Source organism: Pedobacter sp. UC225_65, from assembly GCF_042698365.1.
Lineage (GTDB): Bacteria > Bacteroidota > Bacteroidia > Sphingobacteriales > Sphingobacteriaceae > Pedobacter.
On sequence record NZ_CP170550.1, the window covers coordinates 2,326,540 to 2,343,439 of the forward strand.

General features: G+C 38.9%; 11 protein-coding genes and 2 pseudogenes. 10 read left to right on the forward strand and 3 right to left on the reverse strand.

The window, feature by feature from the left end; translation table 11 throughout:
* Positions 1-79: 79 nt before the first annotated feature.
* The 3 genes and pseudogenes from ACFJIZ_RS12260 to kbl form a co-directional block, all read right to left on the reverse strand.
* On the reverse strand, positions 80-862 hold the full coding sequence (locus tag ACFJIZ_RS12260) for an alpha/beta hydrolase (RefSeq protein WP_379084258.1): 783 nt from the start codon (positions 860-862) through the stop codon (positions 80-82).
* On the reverse strand, positions 780-1,019 hold the full coding sequence (locus ACFJIZ_RS12265; protein ID WP_379084261.1) for a hypothetical protein: 240 nt from the start codon (positions 1,017-1,019) through the stop codon (positions 780-782). Before ACFJIZ_RS12265 ends, ACFJIZ_RS12260 begins: the two co-directional genes overlap by 83 nt.
* A 68-nt stretch (positions 1,020-1,087) precedes the next feature.
* Positions 1,088-2,278: pseudogene (kbl, locus tag ACFJIZ_RS12270) on the reverse strand (glycine C-acetyltransferase).
* Between the two features lie 128 nt (positions 2,279-2,406).
* On the opposite strand from kbl, the gene ACFJIZ_RS12275 reads away from it, so the two are divergent.
* The 10 genes and pseudogenes from ACFJIZ_RS12275 (at position 2,407) to ACFJIZ_RS12320 (ending at position 16,894) form a co-directional block, all read left to right on the forward strand.
* The gene (locus ACFJIZ_RS12275) at positions 2,407-4,857 is read left to right on the forward strand and encodes a DUF5686 and carboxypeptidase regulatory-like domain-containing protein (RefSeq protein ID WP_379084264.1); all 2,451 of its coding nucleotides are present in this window, start codon (positions 2,407-2,409) and stop codon (positions 4,855-4,857) included.
* 126 nt (positions 4,858-4,983) lie between these two features.
* Positions 4,984-5,915, forward strand: a pseudogene (locus ACFJIZ_RS12280) (rhodanese-related sulfurtransferase).
* Between the two features lie 131 nt (positions 5,916-6,046).
* Positions 6,047-6,418: a DMT family protein gene (locus tag ACFJIZ_RS12285; RefSeq protein ID WP_379084267.1), complete on the forward strand. Its 372-nt coding sequence runs from the start codon at positions 6,047-6,049 to the stop codon at positions 6,416-6,418.
* 73 nt (positions 6,419-6,491) lie between these two features.
* Complete coding sequence (locus ACFJIZ_RS12290; protein ID WP_379084271.1) at positions 6,492-7,694, forward strand: two-component regulator propeller domain-containing protein; 1,203 nt, start codon at positions 6,492-6,494, stop codon at positions 7,692-7,694.
* Positions 7,624-9,396 (forward strand): triple tyrosine motif-containing protein, encoded by a 1,773-nt coding sequence (locus tag ACFJIZ_RS12295; protein WP_379084274.1) that lies wholly within the window; start codon positions 7,624-7,626, stop codon positions 9,394-9,396. Before ACFJIZ_RS12290 ends, ACFJIZ_RS12295 begins: the two co-directional genes overlap by 71 nt.
* 254 nt (positions 9,397-9,650) lie before the next feature.
* A complete protein-coding gene (locus ACFJIZ_RS12300) occupies positions 9,651-12,494 on the forward strand; it encodes a SusC/RagA family TonB-linked outer membrane protein (protein WP_379084277.1) in 2,844 nt (947 codons plus the stop codon).
* A complete protein-coding gene (locus tag ACFJIZ_RS12305; protein WP_379084280.1) occupies positions 12,494-12,676 on the forward strand; it encodes a hypothetical protein in 183 nt (60 codons plus the stop codon). The genes ACFJIZ_RS12300 and ACFJIZ_RS12305 overlap by 1 nt, the downstream gene beginning before the upstream one ends.
* 27 nt (positions 12,677-12,703) lie before the next feature.
* Entirely contained in the window at positions 12,704-14,251 is a 1,548-nt protein-coding gene (locus ACFJIZ_RS12310; protein WP_379084282.1) for a RagB/SusD family nutrient uptake outer membrane protein, read from the forward strand.
* Between the two features lie 20 nt (positions 14,252-14,271).
* Positions 14,272-15,159 (forward strand): LamG-like jellyroll fold domain-containing protein, encoded by an 888-nt coding sequence (locus ACFJIZ_RS12315; protein ID WP_379084285.1) that lies wholly within the window; start codon positions 14,272-14,274, stop codon positions 15,157-15,159.
* Positions 15,160-15,226: 67 nt separating this feature from the next.
* Positions 15,227-16,894 carry a glucoamylase family protein gene (locus ACFJIZ_RS12320; protein WP_379084288.1) on the forward strand — a complete coding sequence of 556 codons (1,668 nt, stop codon included), beginning with the start codon at positions 15,227-15,229 and terminating at the stop codon, positions 16,892-16,894.
* Positions 16,895-16,900: the final 6 nt, after the last annotated feature.

A 16,900-nucleotide genomic window follows, 5' to 3' on the forward strand; every position in this document is an offset into this window, starting at 1 on the left:
AGTCCAAAAATGATCTTGAAGCGTATTTATTACAAGAAAATGAACTAAGAAGGATAAAAAGTCTATCTCAATTTGCCTGCTATTTTAAATTGGCATTTAAATAGGCCATCGTTTCATTTAATACAATATCAAAATTGCCCATTTTTGTAAACTCATGGTCTGCTCCTGCTACCATCACAAATTTATTGGGAATATTTAGGCTATTCAGTTTTGCGGTAAAGGCATCGAATGTAGCCCTGCCTTGTTTGGGCAACAAACCTACCGCATTATTTTCTGGAAAGATATTTAAAGTAGGTATCTTTTGGTTGGCATTTGCCGTATATAATGGACTGATTGCCCTATAATATTGCTCATTTGCAACCTCAGCTTCGTAACCTGTATAACGGTAACCTGCTTCCAAGATATAGTCTGGCAATAAGTAATAATAAAAAGGGATATCTGAAAATGTTTGGTCTAAAGCACCTGCCAGATTTGCCACCACTTTTACCTTGTTGGTATTTCGGGTGCTATACGTATATAGTAAAGCCAATGTTGCCCCTGCACTATGCCCAGCAAGCGCAACTTTACTCTCGCTTACCTGCCATTCTTTGGCATGCGAAATGGCATAATCAACGGCCTCACTTACATCACTTACCTGATCTTGTACCAATACTGCACTCGGTCTATGTTTAGTTGGCGAATCTGTTAAACCTGTAGCATCTACCAATCTGTAATTGATATTTAAAACTGCATAATCATTTCTTACCAGTTCTTTTACAAAAGTGGTGAAATCGCTTTTATCACCTCCAATAAAACTTCCACCATGCACAAAAACCACCACACCTGTATTGGCTGTGCGATTGGTTGGCAAATACACATCCATCGATCTTAGACCCGTGGTTACCATAAGCAACATTCAGTATTGTTTTGGCCTCGGTTACAATTTTTGGGGTTGCTGGGCTTGCTTCATCCTTTTTACAAGAGCTGATGATTACTACTAAAAAAGTAAGTGCAAACAATACTTTAGGGAAACTCTTCATGGTTATGGATTACGTTTTATGAGACATTTTCTGGTTCGTGCAAACACGAACCAGAAATACATTACATCTTATTTAATTACACCAAGTTCTTTACCAACTTTGGTAAATGCAGCAATGGCTTTGTCTAAATGGTGCTGCTCATGTGCTGCCGATAATTGAACACGGACTCTTGCTTTACCTTGAGGTACCACTGGATAAAAGAAACCAATTACATAGATTCCTTCTTCGAGCATTTTAGCGGCAAAGTTTTGGGCCACCTTAGCATCGTACAACATTACTGGAACAATAGGATGAAAACCTGGCTTGATGTCAAAACCAGCAGCTGTCATCTTTTCTCGGAAGTATTTGGTATTGCTTTCCAATTTATCGCGTAAGGCTGTTGTGCTACTTAACATGTCTAAAACAGCTACAGAAGCACCTGCAATTGCTGGCGCCAAGGTATTTGAGAAAAGGTATGGACGAGAACGCTGACGCAACATATCGATCATCTCTTTTTACCGGAAGTAAATCCGCCAGATGCACCACCCAATGCCTTACCCAAAGTTCCTGTAATGATATCGATCCTATCCATTACTCCAAAATGTTCGTGGGTACCTCTCCCTGTTTTACCGATAAAGCCAGAACAGTGAGATTCATCAATCATAACCAGGGCTTCATATTTATCGGCCAAATCGCAGAGTCTGATCTAATGGGGCCACAGAGCCATCCATAGAAAAGGCTCCGTCGGTAACGATGATCCGATGTCTACAGTCTTTTGCTGCAATCAATTGTTGCTCCAGATCTTCCATATCGCTATTTTTATAACGGAAACGTTGCGCTTTACAAAGCCTAACTCCATCTATGATCGAAGCATGGTTCAACTCATCAGAAATGATGGCATCTTCTGCATTGAACAAAGGTTCAAAAACACCGCCATTGGCATCAAAGGCTGCCGCGTATAAAATGGTATCTTCCGTACCTAAAAATTCGGAGATCTTTGCTTCTAATTCTTTATGTATATCTTGTGTACCACAGATAAAACGAACTGATGACATTCCATATCCATAATCGTCTATGGCTTTTTTGGCAGCTTCGATCACCTTAGGATGAGATGACAGACCCAGATAGTTATTGGCACAAAAATTAATCACCTCAGCTCCAGAACTTACTTTGATATCAGCTCCTTGAGGGGTTATAATAATTCGCTCACGTTTAAACAATCCAGCGTTTTCTATTTCTTCAAGTTCTTTTTGTAGAACGGGTTGTAATGTTTTATACATATTTATTTTTTTTTGATGCAACCATTATTCCGAAAAATGGCTCTACAAATATAATATATTACCAGTTAACAAACTTTAACAGTTTATTTGCGTTAATTCAAAACCTGATGTTCTATCTTTAACCCTATATGAAGAAAACCTACTTCCTACTCTTACTATGCCTAGCAACTTTTAGTACTGCAATGGCACAACACCAAATTAGTGGAAAGATTACTGATAGCAATGGAGATGTGGTTCCCTTTGCTTCTGTTTACCTTAAAAACTCTACCAAGGGTGCTTCGGCCAATGTTGATGGTCAATATCAGTTAACTGTAGACAAAGGCACCGTAACCTTGATCTATAAAGCGATTGGTTATAAAACAGCCGAAAGAAGCATCAATGTAACTGGCGATGTGGTTGCAAACCAGACCTTGGCAAATGAAAGTTATACGCTAAAAGACATTGTGGTTAGGCCAAATGCTGAAGACCCGGCATTTGAGATGATCAGACAAGCCATCAAAAACAGGAAGAAACACTTAAATGAGGTTGAATCTTTTAGCAGCGACGTCTATATCAAAGGGCTGCAAAAATTGGTGGGTGCACCTAAAAAATTCTTTGGACAGGACATCCAAAAAATGTTGGAATTAGACACCAATAGAAGAGGTATCTTATATTTATCAGAATCGCAATCTATATTCAGCTTTAAACGTCCGAACAAGATCCACGAAGAAATGGTTTCTTCTAAGGTATCTGGACGTAACAACTCTTTCAGCTTCAATAAGGCCTCTGACCTGATCATTAATTTTTACGAAAACCTGATGTTGGAAAATAGTGGACTAAGCTCAAGAAGCTTTGTATCGCCAATTGCCGACAATGCCTTATTTTACTATAGATACAAACTATTAGGTACTTCTGAGGAAAATGGGGTAACGATCAATAAGATTGAAGTGATCCCCCGCAGAAAGAACGACCCTGTTTTTAGAGGTATAGTTTACATTGCCGACGACAGTTGGCGATTGATGGGCACAAGCCTTGATCTGACACAGAGTGCTGGAATTAATTTTGTAGACACTTTAAATATCAGTCAACAATACAACAAGGTTGAAAATGTATATATGCCATCTACCATCAAATTCCAGTTTAAAGGCAATGTACTAGGTTTTAAATTTGAAGGTTATTATGTGGGTATCTACAGCAATTACAATATCCATCCAAATTTTGCCAAAAACCATTTTACGGCAGAAATCTTAAAGGTAACCAGAGCGGTCAACAAAAAAGATTCATTGTATTGGATGAACAACAGGCCCATCCCGTTAACAGACGAGGAAAAGTTCGACTACAAGAAAAAAGACAGTATCGCCCTGCGCAAAACCTCTAAGCATTATCTGGATTCACTGGAAAAGAAAAACAACAAGTTTGGCTTAGGAAAACTGTTCTTAACTGGTTACAGCATCAATGACAGATATAATAAAAAATTCATCTATTTCGACCCGATTGCTGCTTCGGTATTTTTCAATACTGTTGAAGGATTGGCCCTTAAATATGGTGTAACCTACCGGAAAAACTTGGAGGACAGAAAATACTACAGCATCAACCCTGAGGTGAGGTATGGGTTTTCCAATCGTACATTTACTGGTAATATCACTGGTAACTATTATTACGACCCTGTAAAGCGGGCAAGTATCAGTGCCAGTTTTGGTAGCGCAATTTCTGATTTGAATAGATATGGATCTATGAGTTTGCGTTCAAATACCTTCAACTCGTTATTATTTGAACGAAACCTTTCTAAATTCTATAAAAAGGAATATGCTACTGTGGCTACCACAAGAGAATTAGCCGATGGTCTGCAAGGTACGGTGTCTATCAACTATTCGAAAAACTACACCTTAAAAAATACCAGCGACTATAAGTTTAGAGATGTTAAGGATGAAGAATATACTTCAAACAATCCATTTACACCCGATGCCGAAATACCATTGTTTCCAACTTATAGCTCGTTTAACGTTGCTGCAGACCTTACCTACACTATTGGACAGACGTATATTACCAGACCTGATGGCAAATTTTACCAAGAATCAAGGTTTCCACGTCTAAGCTTGGGTTATAGGAAGGGAATCAAGAGCATATTGGGTAGTGATGTAGATTACGACTTGTTAAGCGTTGAGATCTATCAAGAGCGCATCAGTGCGGGTCTATTTGGTTATACCTCTTTTGTAGTAGGTGCCGGGAAATTCTTGAACAACAATTCGGTATACTATCCAGATAGCAAACATTTTAGAGGAAACAACTCTACCGTGTTCCCTCCTAACCTGAGAAAATTCAGGTACCTTGATTTTTATCAATACAGTACCGACAAACAATATGTAGAGGCACATATCGAACATAATTTCGCAGGTTTCTTTATCAATAAGATTCCATTGTTGCGCAAGTTAAAACTGGAAGAGATGATCGGTATCAACTACCTGACCCAACCTAGCAAAAAGAACTATAAAGAACTCTATTTCGGTATTGAACGTTTAGGTTTTGGCGTAAGTTATGGTTATGCCTATGATGGCAATAAAAAAGTAGAACAAGGAGTTAGGATCACCTATGGCTTTTAAATAAAGTCAATCCATACATCAATGATAAGGTTTAGGGTATAAGGTCCTAAACCTTATTTTTTACCCTCCATCTTTTTTATTATCTTTGCCCGCATTAAACGCCGTTTGCAGCGGTATCAATGAATTATGACAACATATAACACCCTACTTTATTATTGCTATTCTCCAATAGCAGATGCAGAACAATTTGCTGCAGACCACTTGGCTTTTTGTAAATCTTTAGGATTGGTTGGCCGGATCATCGTTGCCGAAGAAGGTTTAAACGGTACTGTTTCTGGTACTGTTGAAGCCTGCGCAGCTTATATGGCCCATGTTAAGGCCGATGAAAGATTTGCCAAAACCGATTTTAAAATAGATGAGGTTGAAGAGCCTTCGTTTATTAAAATGCATTGCAGGTACAAACCAGAAATCGTACACTCTGGCCTGCGTGATACCAGTATCATCAATCCCAACGAAAGGACAGGAAAATATCTGGAGCCTAAAGAGTTTAGCGAAATGTTAGACCGCGACGATGTGGTGGTATTAGATGTACGTTCTAATTATGAACATAACCTCGGCAAGTTTAAAAATGCCGTAACTTTAGATATTGAGAATTTTCGTGATTTCCCTGACCAGATCGAGGCTTTGGCCAAATACAAAGACAAAAAAGTGATGACTTATTGTACAGGTGGGATCAAATGCGAAAAAGCTTCTGCCTTATTGTTACATCATGGTTTTACAGATGTGTATCAATTACATGGTGGATCATCAAATATGGTAAAGAAGCCGGTGGTAAAGATTTTGATGGCAAATGTTATGTTTTCGACAATAGAATTGCCGTTGATGTAAATTCTGTAAACCCAGTTATTGTTTCTACCTGCTTAAACTGCGGCAAAACCACGCCTAAAATGATCAACTGTGCCAATCCAGAGTGCAATGAGCATTTTACACAGTGTGATGAATGTGGTGATGAACTACAAGGCTGTTGTTCTATAGCCTGTACCACACATCCGCGTAAGCGTCCATATGATGGAACAGGTTATTATGTAAAAGTGCCTCAGCCAGTAGCTAAAAGCTAAAGCCAAAATAGTTTATTGACCTTGCACTGCAAGGTAGATTTCTGTTTAGCATAGATTTTGTAAATGGTTTGGGTATGATTACGAAATAGATTTTATAAATTTCAAAAATTATCCATTAACTATTTGATAATATGCGTGCTTTTTTAACCATCGTCTTCCTTTTGATCTCTAATACCTTTATGACTTTGGCCTGGTATGGCCATTTAAAGTTCAAAGATATGGAGTGGAGTAAAAGCCTCGGCCTTTTAAGCATCATTGCCATTAGTTGGGGCATTGCCTTGTTCGAATATATCTTCCAGGTACCTGCCAATAAATATGGTTTTAAGGAAAATGGTGGGCCATTTAGTTTAATGCAATTGAAGGTAACCCAAGAAGCCATTTCAATTACCGTATTCCTTATTTTCTCCATCCTGTTTTTTAAGACGGAAAAGATTGCTTGGAACCATGTTGTAGCTTTCGTACTTATTATCTTGGCCGTATTTTTTGCCTTTATCAAGAAATAAGTACTGTTTTGTTTTTTATCCCTATTAATTATTTAATTTGTACAACAATTTGACTAGCAGCTCCTTTACATACATGAAAAACAATACTTTCGGTCGTTTTATCATTTGTTTTATTTTCATGCTATTGTCTGGTGGTGTTTTTGCCAACGACATCCAAAGTATTGGGGTTCCCTACGTTCAGAATTATCCAAAATCATCTTATTTATCGGGTAACCAAAACTGGTCTATTGCCAAAGACAAAAATGGCATCATGTATTTTGGTAATGCCGAAGGACTGCTAACTTATGATGGAAAATATTGGCAACAATACAAGATGCCAAACCGCCAGATCGTACGCTCTGTAGCTGCTGGCAGCGATGGAACAATTTACACAGGCAGTTTTGGTGAGTTCGGATATTGGTCGTATAAGAACAAAAAACTGAGTTATAATTCATTGGTTAAACTTATTCCACAACCTTACCGATTAACTGACGAGATCTGGAAAATATATGTTGATGGACAACGCATCATTTTTCAATCCTTTTCTACCATTTATATCTATGAGCATAAAAAAGTAGTCGTACTTAAAGCACCCAATGCTTTTTTGTTTTTGCATCAGGCCAATAAGAGGCTTTTTGCCGAAGTATTGGGAAAAGGTCTTTTTGAGTTACAAGGAAAAAACTTTGTACCCTTGGCAGGAAGTGAAATATTGGGCAACACTGGAATCCTCTCTATCTTACCTTATAAAAACAACAGTTTTATCATCGGCACCAGTAAAAATGGTCTTTTTATCTACGATGGCCAAAGTTTTACCCCATTAAACAGTCCTGCCAATTGGTTTTTAAAAACCTACCAGCTCAACAATGGGGTAAGGATCTTGGATAAATATTATGCGTACGGCACGATTTTAAACGGATTGATCATTATTGATGAAAATGGCAAAGTGGTACAGCGCATTAATAAATCAAGTGGATTACAGAACAATACCATCTTAAGCCTGTATGCCGATAATGAACAGAATCTTTGGGCTGGCCTAGACAATGGCATCGACAGGGTAGAACTGAACTCTCCCCTATACTTTTACTTCGATAAAGCCGGGCAGTTTGGAACCGTTTATTCTAGCTTGATCGTAAAGAACAAGATCTACTTGGGCACCAATCAAGGTTTGTTTTGGAGCCCTTGGATACCTGAAGATGGAAACCTGTTCAATTCTTTTGATTTCAAATTTGATCCCGAACTCTCAGGGACAGGTTTGGGACCTCAGTGGAATAGACAACCAGCTATTGTGTGGCCATAACGATGGGACGTTTAATATTGTTGGCGATCGAATGGACAAAATATCGATCGTTAGCGGAGGTTGGACCATCAAAAAGCTAAATTCAAATCCCAATTACCTGATCCAGGGTACCTATACCGGATTGGTCATTTTTGCCAAAGATGCTGCCGGAAACTGGAAATTTAGCCATAAGATCACGGGTTTTGGAGAACCTTCACGTTATGTAGAACAGGATAGCAAAGGAGACATTTGGGTTAGTCACGCTTATAAAGGATTGTATAAACTTACTTTAAGCCCCGACTTGAAACGAGCTGTCAGTATCAAATACTTCGATGAAAAGAATGGCCTTCCTGGAAACTTCAACATTAATATCTTCAATGTAGAAAACAAGATCATATTTTCTTCTGATTCTGGCTTTTTAACCTACGATGAGATCGACAATAGTTTTAAACCCTACGAATCGTTAAATAAGAATATTGGTAGTTTCTATTCTTCCAACAAAATCATCAATGCCGGATTTAAGAAATATTGGTTCATCAACCATGGCAAGATGAGTTTGGTCAATTTAACCGAACCCGGCAAGATTTCTATCGATTCGAGCAGGTTCAGCATCTTGGATGGGCGAATGGTACAATATTATGAAAACATTAGTCAGATCAGCAGCAAGATCTACCTGATCAGCGTTGACGATGGTTTTGTAATCTACAATACTACCAATACAGAAAACAAGGCAAAGTCTACAAAACTACCTGCTGTATTGATCAGAAAAGTTGAAGACATTACAGATAAATACAGCAGCATTACCGAAAATGGAAGCCGTGAAGAAACCATAGAGATTCCTTTTAGTAGAAATAATATCCGTATTTCCTTCTCTCTTCCGTATTACCGTCAAGCCAAGATCAAGTTCCAATATTATTTAGAAGGCTATTCTAAACAATGGTCTGATTGGAGTTCGGCTACCCAAAAAGATTTTACCAATTTGGGCAGAGGTAGTTATGTATTTAAAGTAAGGGCTAAGCTAGATGAAGGAACAATCAGCGAAACTACCAACTTTGAATTTGTGGTATTGCCACCTTGGTATGGCAGCAATTGGGCAATTGCTTTTTATGCTTTGGTAGGTGTAGTGGCATTGATAGCTGGCAAGCGCATCTATGAAGCCAAACTTAACAAAGACCAGCAGGCCATTACCCTAAAACTCCAGGCAGAAAAAGAAGAGTTTTTAAAGAAGGAAGCAGAAGCTACAGAAAAACAGATCATCAAACTACGAACAGAAAAATTGCAGGCTGAATTGGCCAGCAAAAATAGAGAATTGGCCAATTCGGCCATGAGCCTAGTCTACAAAAACGAGCTACTCCAGAAACTAAGTGAAGAGATGACCAAACTCAAAGACGAGAATGGAAAGAAGCTTTCAGAAGACCAACTTAGAAAAATACAAAAGGTGATCGATGATGGCATGAACGATGAGCGTGACTGGAACCTGTTCGAAAGCAGTTTTAATGAAGCGCACGAAAGTTTCTTCAAAAAGCTTAAAGCCAACCACCCAGGTCTTGTGCCCAACGATTTGAAACTATGTGCTTACCTGCACATGAACATGAGCAGTAAAGAGATGGCCTCACTCTTAAACATATCGCTTAGAGGCGTAGAAATACGCAGGTATCGTTTGCGTAAAAAACTGGAAGTTCCACACGACAAGAACCTAGTTGAGTTTTTAATGGAACTTTAGCACTACATCATTACCTCTCATCACTTAATTTTAAAGACACTTAAAGGCAGTTGATTTTTCTGCTTTGTAGTACTCCTATTTTTTCTATTATCAGCTTAAAAACGTCATTTTTAGGCTAAAAACACAATTTACTTCCTCTGTTGTGAAAGTACACATCTGTGCTTTGATGTATAAATGTATAGGTGTTTAAACTTGTAGTTACCAAACAAAAACAGAAAATTAGAACAATCAATTAAATCAAATATGATAACAGTATGAAAAAAATCTTTACAAAATTTTCTGTTCTAACTTTTTTTTGTTTGTTTTTGTTTAGTGTTGCAAATGCCCAAAACATCACAGTTACGGGTAATATAAAAGATGATGGCAATATTGCTATTCCATTTGCAACAGTAGTCTTAAAAGGAACAAACCGTGCAGTTCAAACAGATGCCCTCGGAAACTATACCATTAGTGCTCCGAGTAATGGCACCTTGGTATTTTCCTTTCTAGGATACCTTACCCAAGAAATTGCCATCAACAACAAATCAAAAATTGATGTGACCTTAAAATCCGATACTCAAAACCTAGAGCAGGTTGTGGTTGTTGGTTACGGTACTCAAAAACGAAAAGATTTAACAGGCGCCATTTCTAGCGTAAGCGGTGATGATATTGCCAAAATGCCTGCAGTTAGCCCTTTGGCCTCTCTACAAGGAAAGGTGGCAGGTTTAACTGTAGTTAACTCTGGTGGTGCAGGTTCTCAACCGGTAATCAGGATACGTGGTATAGCAAGTACAAACAACGCTAGTCCATTGTATGTGGTTGATGGATTGTTACAAGACAACATCGATTACCTTAACCCTGCAGATATCGAGTCGATCGATTTATTACGTGATGCGTCATCATCAGCCATTTATGGTTTAAGAGGTGCAAATGGTGTAATTGCTATTACTACAAAACGTGCAGCAAAAGGCCAAACACGTGTTAATTTTACAAGTAACGTTGGTATCCAAAAAGTAACCAACAAAATTGATGTTACTGATGCCGATGGATTTAAGAAATTATATTCTACACAGTTGGCAAATATCAACGCTGCACCTTTTGATTTCAGTAATTACAAAGGCAATACAGATTGGCAAGACCTGATCTTGCAAAATGCAGTGATCAACTCAAACAGCTTAAGTGTTTCTAATACTGGCGAAAAAACCACTACTTTGATCAACCTTGGCTATAACAACCAAGACGGGGTATTGAAATATGAAAATTTTCAAAAATTTGTACTTCGTTTAAGTGAAGAGATCAGGGTAACTGATAAATTTAAATTGGGTGGCGATTTTACAGGATTTTATTCTACCTATAACCCTACTGCTGCAAGTTTAACCAATGCACTTTGGGCAGCGCCGATCGTGCCGGTTCAAACAGATGCCAACACTTATTATTCAATGCCTTCGTTCCAAAGGGCACAAGTTGGAAACCCTATTGCGTCTATAGAACGTAACAACAGGTCGACCATCAATAAAAACTACAGGTTTAATGGAAGTATCTTTGCTGAATTAAAATTCCTTAAGAACTTCACTTTACGTTCTACCTTATATGCTGATTATGCTTTTGGTACCTCAAGAGGATTCTCTCGTCCACCTTTCACTTTTATTAACGTAGGTGAAAACGGAGGAGCAACTACGACTACCAAAGATAACTTGTTCCGTTCTTCGGTTAGTCAAGGTCAATCAGAAAGTCACAGGTATCAACAAGACCATACTTTAACCTACGAAAAATCATTTGAAGGTGGTCATAGATTAACTGCATTAGCTGGTTTCACTTCTTTGCGTTTTGCCAATTCAAGTGTAAGTGGTTCTCGTACAGATAGTACTTTGGTTGTACCTGGTGATCCAGATCTTTGGTACTTAGGTATCATCAATCCTAACAATATCCAAAGCAATGCTGGTGGTGGTGGCGAAGAAACCAATGCCGGTGCATTTGCAAGGGTAAGTTATACCTACAAAGACAAGTATCTTTTCAACGGAACAATCCGTAGAGATGGTAGTTCTAGATTTTCGCCAGCAAACAGATGGGGAACTTTTGGAAGTGTGGGTTTAGGTTGGGTAGCCAGCGAAGAAGATTTCTTCAAAAACAATATCAAAGGCATAAACTACTTAAAGCTTCGTACCTCATGGGGTAGATTAGGAAACTCAAACGGTGTTCCGGGCAACCTTTATCAACAAGGTCTTTCAACAGGTTCTACAGCTATATTTGGCGACAATATCTATACTGCTGTACAGAACGCTTATCTACCTGATCCAAACCTACGTTTTGAAGTGGTAGAAGGTACAGATATAGGCTTAGAAGTAAGAGCATTAGATAATCGTTTAAGTACTGATATCAATTTTTATAACAAAAAAACAACTGGAATTTTAACCAGCTTCCCTTTACCTGCCGCTCAAGGTGGATTAACTTACTTTACCAATTTGGGTGAAATCGTTAACAAAGGTGTTGAGGTAACCTTAGGTTGGTCTGATAAAATAGGCAAAGAATTTACTTACGGCATTTCAGGTAACTTCAGTTACAACAAAAACCGTGTAGAATCTTTGGGTAATACTACTGAATTCCAGATTACAGGTAACAATGGTGTAAACTTGACCAATTCAGGTCAATCGATCGGTTATTTCTTTGGTTACAGACAAGTAGGTATCTATCAAACAGCTAAAGACATGTTGAGCATGCCGGCATTTTCAAATTCACAGCTTGGAGATATCGCATACGAAGACGTGAATGGTGATGGAATCATCTCTCCTTTAGATAGAACTTATCTAGGTACACCATTCCCTCCATACAGTTATGGCATGAGCCTTTCGTTAGGTTACAAAGGTTTTGATGCCTTGATCGAAGGACAAGGTGTGGCTGGTAACTCGATCTATACCCAACGTCGTACTTCTAACTTTGCTACCTTAAACTACGAAAGCAACAGGTTAAATGCTTGGACTGGTCCTGGTACTTCAAATGTAGAGCCTATCTTGGACAATACACGTGGAAACAACTTCTTGTTTAGCTCGTATTATTTAGAGCCTGGAGATTATTTCAGGTCCGTACCGTTCAATTGGGTTATACTTTCGGTAAAACATTAATGACTAAAATAGGTGCTCAAAAACTAAGAGTTTATGTAAGTGGCCAAAACCTTAAAACTTGGACCAAAGCAACTGGTTACACACCAGAAGCACAGATCGGAAGCATTTTAGGTGGCGGTGCTGATAATGGGGTATATCCTATTCCAGCCGTTTACTCTTTCGGATTAAATATTACTTTTTAATTGACAGCATTTTAAAATTTTTATCAGATGAAAATATTTAATAATTATAAAAGAAATCTATGTGTAGCTTTAACTGCTGCTGCATTTGTTTCTATGAATTCGGGCTGTAAAGATTTCTTGGATACACAAAGACAAGGAACATATACTGCCGACAATTATCCTTATCCACAAGGTGGAACACCATACGATCAATTCTTATTTTCTGCTTACGATGCTTTAAGAGCATATAACTATGTTTCTGATGGTTTTATGGTAGTAACCAGTATTAGAAGTGACGATGCTGACAAAGGTAGTACACCTACAGATGGTGGAGCTGATGTTATTGCCATGGATAATTTCCCTGCCTTAACCAATGGAAGGGTAAACAGTTTGTGGACAGAATATTATGCAATGATCGGCAGATGTAATACGATCTTAGATAAAGTTGAAAACGATAAAGAAATTATCGCTACCGACCAAATGAAGATCCAAGCACAAGCTGAGGCCAAATTTTTACGTGCCTACTCTTACTTTGTATTGGTTAGGGCATTTGGTAGAGTACCTAAAATTGATAAGGTACAGGCCGTAGCTTCGAATGTACCACAAAGTACACCAGCAGAAATCTATGCCTTTATAGAAAGCGACCTTCAATATGCAGCCACAAACCTACCTGTGGTTTGGGACAAAAAATTTGTAGGCAGATCAACAAAAGGGATGGCAAATGGTATTTTGGCCAAAGTATACTTGTACCAACAAAAATGGTCGCAAGCAATGGCAACTGCCAACCTTGTAATGACTTCTAATCAATATGACTTGTCTACTCCATACAACACTATTTTTAGTGAAGCTGGCGAAAACAGTAAAGAGTCGATTTTCGAAATCCAAGGAACAGCAAGCGCAACTGTACCTACTGCCAATGGTATCCAATATGCAAGTGTTCAAGGCACAAGAGGAAGCAGTACAGAATGGAACAGAGGATGGGGCTGGAACATGCCAAGTGCAATGTTAGAAGCTGCTTATGAGCCTGGAGACCCACGCAAAACAAGAACCATCTTGTACAGTAGCACGGCTTCAACACCAAGTACCACCATTTATGGACAAACTGCACCGCTTTATCCTACTGATGTACCTAATACCAAATACAATCAAAAAGTATTGGCCAACCCTACTTATATCGCAATGTATAATAACAGAGGTGGTTGGTGGATGAATGTTCGTATCTTACGTTACGCTGATGTGGTATTGATGTATGCAGAAGCTGCAAATGAGTTAGGTGGTACCACCAACACTACAGCTGCTTTAGCCGCATTGAACAGTGTACGTGCAAGGGCTAGAGCAGGCAACAATGCCATCCTTCCAGATGTAACTACAACAGACCAAACTGCATTACGCAATGCCATCCGTCAAGAAAGAAGAGTTGAATTGGCTATGGAACACGAACGTTTCTTCGATATTGTACGTTGGGGTATTGATCAAGATGCAATGGTAGCTGCTGGAAAAACTGGTTACAATCCAAACCGCGACAGGTTGTTACCAATTCCTCAACAACAAATTGATTTAAGTAAAGGTGTATTAACTCAAAACCCAGGTTACTAATCGCTTAAAATAGTAGAAACATGAAATTTTCAAATTTATATAGAACAGTTTGTGCAGTAGGTGTATTACTTACCGCCACAACATTTTCATCTTGCGAAAAAGATGGCAATCCAAATAATCTGCCAGAGTTAGATCCTAATGATTATGTAGGTACCATTGGTGGTTTTAGAACTACCGATGAAATCCTTAAAGATAATCTGGTTGCCTATTTCAGTTTTGATGACAACTACACAGATAAGATCAGTGGCAATGCGCCTACGGCCAAAGCCGGCGATGCATTGATTACAGGATTTAAAGGCAAGGCCCTAAGTTTAACCGAAGGCTATCTTTATTATGCAACGCAGTTTGCAGCCTTTAAAACCGACCCTTTTAAAAGTTTCACCATCAGTCAGTGGATCCAGATCTCTAACAACGGTTCTAAAAGAACCATGTTGATGCAGTTTGCACGTCCTGGTATGTTTGATGGCAGCTTAGATGTGAGGTTAAATACCAATGGTTATCCTGCCAGCAATATTGATGTATTAAAAGTAGGTCCAAGATTTACAACCATAGGTGGTGGTTCTCAAGATAACTTGAATGCTACCCTATCTCCAAAGATTGGTCCTGACAATTGGGTACACTTGGTATTGAGCTACAACGGAAAAACAGGTAGGTTCAATGTATTGACCAATGGTATCAACATCGGTAGTTATTCTGACAGAGGTGTGGGCAACAACTTGTTCAAATCGTACGAACCAGGAGAATTTATCATTGGCGGTAACTATAACGTCATCCCAGGCAAAGCGGTAAACACCAGCACAGAATATGCCGCCATGACAGGTAAAATCGACGAGATCAGAATCTACAATGCTTTTATGCCTGATGCAGTTGTAAATGCCATGTATAAACTTTATCTAGACAAAAAATAATTTAACGCTATGATTTGCCACAGTAGCAGCACTAAGCTACTGTGGCATTTATTGAACATCCCACAGCATGAGAATAATCAAGACCCTAAATGTTGTCCAGCTCTTATTGGCCATCCTCATTTTTTCAGGCTGTAAAAAAGGCGGTAAAGATACGCCTGTAAATACCGACACTTCCTTATCGTTTACAGTAAATGGGGTAAACAATGGCACCCTAAAATACACTGGCCTTAACTTAAAACCTACCATCAAGTTTACGTTTACAGAAGCTATCAATACTTCAACCGTAACCAATGGAATAAGCTTAACTGATGCTGCTGGTATGGCAATGCCTATTGCCAGTTCATTCCAAGATGGCAACAAAACATTAACCATTACCCCGCAGAGCGATTTCAAGTCTTTTACCAGTTATACTTTAACTGTAAATGACAATCTAAAATCATCAAGTGGTGGTCGATTGATCAACCCGATCAACATCAACCTTGTATCAGGTTTAGACAACAGTGATAAATTTGCCCGCATTACGGATGATGAACTGTTAACCTTAGTACAACAACAGACTTTCAAATATTTTTGGGATTTTGCACATCCCGTAAGCGGCTTGGCCCGAGAAAGGAATACATCAGGCAATACCATTGCTGTTGGTGGTTCAGGTTTTGGCATCATGGCCATTGTAACAGGTATCCATCGCAATTTCATTACCAAAGCAGAAGGTTTGGCCAGATTACAAAAAATTGTCGATTTCCTTAAAAACAAAGCCACTAGACACCATGGTGCCTATCCACATTGGTTAGATGGAAACACTGGTGCAACACTCCCTTTTAGTGCAAAAGACAATGGCGCAGACCTCGTTGAAACTTCCTATCTGATGCAGGGCCTTATTACAGCCAGGCAATATTTTAGTGGTTCAGATGCCGCAGAAGTTGCCCTTAGGGCAGATATCAATGCCATTTACAATGGTGTTGAATGGGCCTGGTTCAGAAAAGATAACAGCAATGTATTGTATTGGCATTGGAGCCCAACAAATGCTTGGGAAATGAATTTGCCAATCCAAGGATGGAACGAATGTTTGATTACCTATGTATTGGCTGCCGCCTCTCCTACCTCGTCTATTCCAAAAACAGTTTATGATCAAGGTTGGGCAAAAAATGGCGCCATGAAAAATGGCAATACCTATTATGGTGTGCAGTTGCCATTGGGTTCAGCAAGCGGTGGTCCGTTATTCTTTGCACATTACTCTTTCTTAGGCATTAACCCTATGGGCTTAAGCGATGCCTACGCCAATTACGAAACACAGACCAAGGCACATACCTTGATCAATTATAATTACTGTGTAGCCAATCCATTAAAAAACGCTGGCTACAGTGCAGATTGTTGGGGATTGACCGCAAGCGACCTCCCTAATGGTTATGGAGCAAGCTCTCCTACAAACGACAAAGGTGTAATTGCACCAACCGCAGCCTTATCTTCTTTCCCTTATACGCCAACAGAATCTATGCAGGCATTGAAGTTCTTTTATTACAAGTTAGGTGATAAAATATGGAAAGACTATGGCTTTGTAGATGCTTTTAGCTTAAACGACCCATGGTTTGCCAGCTCAACCTTGGCAATAGACCAAGGTCCGATTATCATTATGATCGAAAATCACCGCAGCAAATTGTTGTGGAACCTATTTATGAGCGCTCCAGAAGTAAAAACAGGAATGAGAACCCTAGGATTTACAAGTCCTAACCTATAAACACAC